The 6,456-nt window shown below is 52.8% G+C and carries 10 protein-coding genes; 8 read left to right on the forward strand and 2 right to left on the reverse strand.

The features are described 5' to 3' along the window. From G542_RS0113940 to G542_RS18265, 3 genes are all read left to right on the forward strand, one after another. Window positions 1-714, forward strand: a 714-nt coding sequence (locus G542_RS0113940) for a contractile injection system protein, VgrG/Pvc8 family (protein WP_027824423.1), incomplete at its 5' end; no start/stop codon positions are given. Between the two features lie 416 nt (window positions 715-1,130). Then, on the forward strand, window positions 1,131-1,490 hold the full coding sequence (locus G542_RS18260; protein WP_081666857.1) for a helix-turn-helix domain-containing protein: 360 nt from the start codon (window positions 1,131-1,133) through the stop codon (window positions 1,488-1,490). Continuing rightward, entirely contained in the window at window positions 1,491-2,063 is a 573-nt protein-coding gene (locus tag G542_RS18265) for an ImmA/IrrE family metallo-endopeptidase (protein WP_081666858.1), read from the forward strand. Window positions 2,064-2,145: 82 nt separating this feature from the next. Here the strand turns inward: G542_RS18265 and G542_RS19700 are convergent, their stop codons facing one another. After that, on the reverse strand, window positions 2,146-2,580 hold the full coding sequence (locus tag G542_RS19700; RefSeq protein WP_373279789.1) for a phage integrase N-terminal SAM-like domain-containing protein: 435 nt from the start codon (window positions 2,578-2,580) through the stop codon (window positions 2,146-2,148). Window positions 2,581-2,824: 244 nt separating this feature from the next. Between G542_RS19700 and G542_RS18695 the strand changes: the two genes are divergently transcribed. The 3 genes from G542_RS18695 (at window position 2,825) to G542_RS0113965 (ending at window position 4,508) form a co-directional block, all read left to right on the forward strand. After that, complete coding sequence (locus G542_RS18695; protein WP_155826734.1) at window positions 2,825-3,049, forward strand: hypothetical protein; 225 nt, start codon at window positions 2,825-2,827, stop codon at window positions 3,047-3,049. Between the two features lie 172 nt (window positions 3,050-3,221). Beyond that, window positions 3,222-3,761 carry a hypothetical protein gene (locus G542_RS0113960; protein ID WP_051190081.1) on the forward strand — a complete coding sequence of 180 codons (540 nt, stop codon included), beginning with the start codon at window positions 3,222-3,224 and terminating at the stop codon, window positions 3,759-3,761. A 120-nt stretch (window positions 3,762-3,881) separates the two neighbouring features. Beyond that, complete coding sequence (locus G542_RS0113965; protein ID WP_156092908.1) at window positions 3,882-4,508, forward strand: hypothetical protein; 627 nt, start codon at window positions 3,882-3,884, stop codon at window positions 4,506-4,508. Between the two features lie 515 nt (window positions 4,509-5,023). Here G542_RS0113965 and G542_RS17675 read toward each other — a convergent pair. Then, the gene (locus G542_RS17675; protein ID WP_156092909.1) at window positions 5,024-5,527 is read right to left on the reverse strand and encodes a helix-turn-helix domain-containing protein; all 504 of its coding nucleotides are present in this window, start codon (window positions 5,525-5,527) and stop codon (window positions 5,024-5,026) included. Between the two features lie 78 nt (window positions 5,528-5,605). Here G542_RS17675 and G542_RS0113975 point away from each other — a divergent pair, with 78 nt between their 5' ends. Both G542_RS0113975 and G542_RS0113980 read left to right on the forward strand, forming a co-directional pair. Next, entirely contained in the window at window positions 5,606-5,926 is a 321-nt protein-coding gene (locus G542_RS0113975; protein WP_081666859.1) for a hypothetical protein, read from the forward strand. Between the two features lie 28 nt (window positions 5,927-5,954). Then, entirely contained in the window at window positions 5,955-6,401 is a 447-nt protein-coding gene (locus G542_RS0113980; RefSeq protein ID WP_275450080.1) for a YmfL family putative regulatory protein, read from the forward strand. Window positions 6,402-6,456: the final 55 nt, after the last annotated feature.

Here is a 6,456-nt window from a genome sequence, read left to right on the forward strand (position 1 = left end):
CACAAACTGAAACCGGTCATCGGAGCCACGCTGGCGGAAGAAGTGGTGCCGCACCTGGACCAGACCAGCGAATCCGACGCCAACCTGCTGACCCGGCTGGCCGACCAGTTCGACGCCATCGGCACCGTCAAGGACGGTCGCCTCCTGTTCATCAAGGCCGGCGAAGCCACCACCGCCAGCGGCGAACCCATGCCGGCCATCACCCTCACCCGCCAGGACGGTGACCAGCACCGCTTCAGCATCGCTGACGGCCAGAACTACACCGCCGTCACCGCCCGATGGCAAAACGCCGACAAGGGCACGCAGGGCGAAGTCACCGTCGATGCCAACACCCGGTACAAACGCGTCCACACCCAGACCAAAAAGGGCAAGACCAGCAAGAAAACCCGCCAGGTCGCCGTGCAGACCGAGCCCGTCACCAGCAGCGCTGAAAACACCAAAGTGCTGCGCCACCTCTACGCCAGTGAAGCCACCGCCCTGCGCGGTGCCAGGGCGGCCTTCGCCAAACTCCAGCGCGGCGTAGCCACCTTCTCGATCACCCTCGCCATCGGCCGGCCGGAGCTGCGCACGGAACTGCCGGTGATCGTGTCAGGCTGGAAACCGCAGTTCGACGCCACCGGCTGGCTGGTCAGCCAGGTCACACACACGATGGGGGATGGGGGATACACAACCACCGTTGAACTAGAAATGAGGGCACGGGAAGAGAATGACTGAACGAGGGCTGGCTGATGTCATTGCGCGAAAAAATTCGTCTTGTGATCATAAGGAAGATATCAATCAACCAAAGGGGGAAGCTATACCGATTCATTCTGCAGGGCCCTCCATCTGAGCAGACTGTGATCACCGACGAACTCACGCGCTCGGCCAGGACGCCTGCGGGTCACGCAACCGACAGGAGGGGGCTCAAGTACCACAGAAACAATAGAGAACAACTCTCGGACCTCAATCAACCAGCCCAGCTGCACTAGGACGAACAGCTTGGTACATTACTTTCAAACGTCGAATCTCCACACAGGAAGAAAAATCAACCAAATAGTTGACACGAGAAAGCCATCCGTCTACCATTCAAATCAACCAGTAAGTTGATCTTTATTCTAAGCAGTTGAAAGTAGCGACATGGAGCGCACATCATGATGAAGCTCACACCCCTTGGACTTTGCGTAAGGCAACTTCGACTCGAACTTGGCCTAACTCTGAAAACTGTAGCTGCAGTCCTAGGAGTCAGTTCGGCATACCTAAGCGCAGTTGAGTTGGGTGACAAACAGTTAACCAGCAAGCTCGCAGATCAGATTCTTGATTACTTCGCCCCGATGATTAGTAAGGAAAAGTTCAATGAACTACAGGGGGCATGCGCTGCATCACTTGATGTTGTACCGATATCTTCCCTGGAGAGCGAAGAAAAAATACTTGTTGCGGCATTTGCTCGCCGCCTAAGTGAGGGGCATGGGGTTCCAGATGACGTTCTAAATTGGCTTAAAAAAGGGCAATAGATGGTCGTAACGAACAATAGAAGCCAGACTAGGAAACCGTGTGGTTACAGGGTTGCAACACGTACACGTCAACAACTGCGAACTATCGCCCAAGGAATCTTACCAATTCTGCACGCAGAGGGCTGTTTCAAGCGGAATGCACATTTTCTCGATGCTAGCCACTTACTTGAGAATGTACTTCATCGGGCAAATTATGCATTTCATGTCGATGAATCGCTCACCGAGACAGCTGCTTTCACGATTCCCGAACGACGTCTTATTGTTCTGAAGGGGGATGTTTATGACGCTCTTGAGCGTGAAGATCCCTTCTCCCGCTTCACGATTGTTCATGAGTTCAGCCACATAGTCTTAGACCATGCTGTAACTCTGCACCGTAATGCCGTACTTGGCGAACACAAGTGGATAGAAGATAGCGAGTGGCAAGCAAACAACCTCTCGGCAGAGATCATGATGCCGGTGAGGACAGTACAACAGCTCGGAGGGAACGCTAGTTTGATTGCTGCTACTTGTGGGACAAGCTTAGAAGCAGCAACTTACAGAGTGGAGAATTTAATCAAGGAAGAGATTATCTAAAAGGGCTGAAGTTTGCGGCTTCAGCCCTCAAGATAAGTGACTTTGACGGTAAACGTTGTTCTGTCTCTGTCACCGCCACTGTTTACGTCTGGACACCGGGAATGTAGCACCCGTGACGGGACATGGCAAGGACAAATACAACGGGCCTCTTGACTTGGAGGTGCCCCATGTTCTTCATGGACACACGCCCTAAAGTTGTCAGGGTTCGCCAGTATGTTCGTCGCCGCTTCGGCCGAATCGAACATGTTTGCCAACACTGGCGCTCGTGGCCGCACGCTTGACATGAGCGTGTAGTCTGGGGAGGGAAACACCCTCTCTTAATTACCCTGCACAAGCATCCCGCATCGACATGCGGGATGCTGTTCTTGTTTGATCGATAGCCTGATCGCAGCAGCCGAAGCGCCAGAGAATGCGATACCTGACCTTCAACGGCCAGATGGGTGAGAAAGCGACTGACCTCTGCAGCCCCCATCTCGCGAGGGTGCCGATGATGGTGAAAGCACAAAAAGCGCCTTATCCAATGGACGTATTACTGCTCGGTGCGCGGGCTGTAATGCCTGACTCGCAGCACTCGCGCAACACATCAAGCAAGCGTGGCGCGGCAGTCCCGTCTGGCTGTGTACTTTCAGGCATTGGCAACCCCAATGGCTTGCAAGACAATGATAAATGCAAATACCATGTCTAGTTATACACTCAGACAAACCAAATATACACCTGCAAAGTTGTATATTTCACGTTGATCAACTTAGGAGAAAATCACCATGAGTAAATCCGTAACCGATCTAAGATCAATTGCTTCATCTGGCGGCGGCATGATTCTCGATGCCAGTAAATATTCTGTTACTGACCTTCGTTCTATAGCGTCATCAGCAAGCGGCTCCGGGGCGAAAATAACACTTCGCAACGTTGGAGCAATGTCAACAACGGATCTTAGGGCAATCGCTTCATCAGGTGGCGGGTGTGTCGTTTTCGATTTTTTAAGCTGAAAACCAAGTCCACTACAGCAATAATCTATGCTCAACAATCCGCTCCAGCCGACCGTCAAAAAGCTGTGCTTTTTGCCGTCGGCTGAGCGTCAACTTAGGCATCATGAAGTTAACGATAGCTGCTACTGAACGCTTCTTTCGTTGTTACGAACGTCACTGCGTTACACCTGACATGGACTCTCTTTTCAACCTTTTGAATTCAGCGCACAGCCTGAATGACAAAATGAAAAGTGAGTTAAGTTCAGATTTTTTTGATACAAATGAATTTGTGGCAATCAAGGCGTTGCGAAATTTGTTTCATCACAAACAAGAGTTGCTTCACGAGGTTCGGGCTATCGCCGCACAGGACATACCGCCGATCATTAGTGACCTTCTTTTTCTATGCCTTGTGCCACGCTCTTTGGTCGAGGAGGCGATATCTGAGGTTGCTCCAAAATACAAAGCCCGAGAAGAAGCCATCATCAGGAAAACATTTCATTGGTATGGGAACGTCGTAAATATAAATCCATGTATTTTTAACTTCGCGATTCATGTTTATGAGAAAACAAAGGAGCTAGGCCTTAGCTTAAGCTCTGATGAATACATGAACATTGAAGAGAGTTACCTACTCGAAGAGCAGAATGGTTACTCCCATTTCATCACTGGACAACTTTCCTGCAGGGTTGGAGATGTCGAAACAGTACTTAAAACGGTATTTGCCGATGTTGCCTAACCATTCCGTAGAGAGGTACCACCCACAAACTACGCTTGCGGGCTCCCTTCACAGCTTCGCCGCTACGACGGCCCCTCACATCAAACGTTAGGCGCTTATCGGGGTTTTATGGAATCCACATTGAGTTCAAGCTATTCGCATGAAAAACTGGAGAACCCAAGCCTCGATGACCTCCTTGACGTTTTTGAAGACTTATGGCGGCATTGTTTCTTTGCGCCCGTTGACCTACTACTCAAAACACCCAGCGGCGATATTGCAGCAATGACTGTTCTTTGTTCGTACTTTGAAGCAATTGGTGGCTACATAAGCGGGGAGAATACAAATGGCCGCACTAAAGAGTTCTTTGTTAAGAGTTTCTGCCTTGTATTCTGTTCCAATTCGCCGGAGATTCATAAGGCGGCTGAAGCAATCTACAAACACATTCGCTGTGGCTTAGCGCACGAAGGAATGTTGAGCCACAAGGTCAACTACAGCCGTGCGGGCGCAAAGGCTTTCTTCCTTACGTACCATAAGATGCCGGACACTTCCTTAGATATTGCTGCCGGGGTGGCCTCAATCATAGTCAATCCGCTCCGCATGTATTATGGCGTATTACATCACTTTGACGGATACGTCCGCGCTTTACGTGACGGAAAAGATGAGGTGTTGGTTAAAGCATTTCAGAAAACTGTTGAGCGGCAGTGGGCACTCGGTACAAGCGAAAACATCATTGGCATGACCGAGGCGGAGTTCCTTGGGCGCGCCTAGCAATTTATTCAAGCCGACGCCTTATCGGCGCGGCTTAACTCAAACGTTAGTGACCACTTTTTCATGAAGGCATCGACTGCTTCGGGTCGATAGTAACCATTGACCAAAACTTGAGCCAATGACCGCTAAGGCAGAGAGGCGGCCGCTTCCGCGATGCTCATCTGAGCAAACGCATCTGGAAACTGCCCTTACCCGAGAAGGTTTGAGCAAGCTTTTGTAAATGCTACAGGCTCGGTCCCGATGATCGTCAGGCTCCATAAACAGGCTCGCACCACACCCACCATCTACACCGAAATCCGCCAGTCCGGAACTGGACACAACGTTCTGCTCTGCTCACGCAACAAACCCGACAGCTTAGACTGCCGGGTTTTGTTTTTTGCATGCCTGACACCTGTGGCAGCTCATGAGGGGCGATGTACTGGATGACAGGGGCGACGTGGCAATCGCCCGAGGCTGAAATCCAAGCCGGTTATCTACGTAAATGCATATCTGTTTTGCCGGTGTAACGCATGCGGTTATTTCGCAGGTTTTTTCTTCTCGACGGTTCTGCGTTTGGCAGGAGGTTTCACGCCATCATCCAGCCCGATGTTGATCAGGGTGCCGGTATTGATGGTCGTATCGTCGCCAGTGTTATGACTGATGACCGCACCACTCGCGGAGGGGGCTGAGGGCGTGGTGTCGCTTGAGGCCGTTTCCGCAGATGCAGATCCAGACAGGCCGAGTTGCCGAACGGCAACAGATGCTTGGACTTTCCCTTGGGGGCTGAGAGATCGGTAATCCATCAGTAGGAGAGACTCATCAGGAGCAAGTTGGGTAGTTAGATACTGCCCGGTCACAACGAAAAAGATGTCTACGCCGGCTTCGTAAGCGGCCTGTAGATAGCCCGCATCAGGTAGGCGCTCATTTGCTTCGTACCGATACTGAGCATTTCGATGCATGCCAGTTAAAGCGGAAAACTTCTCCGCACTCAGTCCAAGACGTAAACGCTCGGCTTTGAGCCGCTCTCCCATGCTCGACATTTGGTTCAAATCCTATTGCATTTCACCCAAATGGGTGAAATACTGTGTTTGCCTAAGTTGTGAACCTCCAAAAATACCATGAACACTACAGTCCAACCCGTCCGCTATGCACCGCGGACGCCCGGAGTCAGAGGGACTACCGTGTCGGTGGTGCTGTCAGACCGTCGCCTGTCACGGGTGCGTGACCGGGCACGGGAAAAGCACACCAGCATCTCAAAGACCATTTCCGACATGATCGACGCGGCCGAGGTTGCGCCGGACCTGTCTCCTGCCAGCCGGGCCATGATCGAAAGCCTTGCGCTGGACTGGGGGGTGTCTGCGGATGCCATGTGCGCCGAACTGGTGCATGAAGCCTTGCGGGCACGTTGCCAGACTACGGCAACCGCGCCGGACGCATAACCACGGACAGGAGGAATACACCGTGGACATGCTGCGCGAGAGCTACAAGCGGATGTGCTGTTCGGTCAACGGCGGCTGGGCTGCCATGGCCGCAGCGCTGGGCCTGACCAAGAACGCACTGGAAAACCGCGTTTACGAACGCACCGGCCAGTCGGTCGACGTGCATCTGGCCATGAACATGCAGGCCACCAGCGGCACCACACTGTTTGCCGAAGCGGTGGCACGGGAATCCGGTGGCGTGTTCGTGTCCCTGCCGCCGGTCGAAGTGGTCGACAACGAGGAAATCCAGCTGCTCTACATGCAGGCGGTGGAGGAGATCGGCAATCTGGCGCGCTGCTGGCAAAAAGTGACCGCCGACAATGTGGTGACGCCGGCCGAGCGCCGCGAGCTGGAGGACATCCAGCGCCGTCTGGTCCAGAAAACCCAGCAGATGAACACGCTGACGTTCCGCCTGTTTTGTGAGGAGGCCCGGTAATGGCTTTTCGCTGCCCGCGCTGCGGCGCCGTCGCGGTGGTGGAAGAGGCCAAGTA

Source organism: Laribacter hongkongensis DSM 14985, from assembly GCF_000423285.1.
Lineage (GTDB): Bacteria > Pseudomonadota > Gammaproteobacteria > Burkholderiales > Aquaspirillaceae > Laribacter > Laribacter hongkongensis.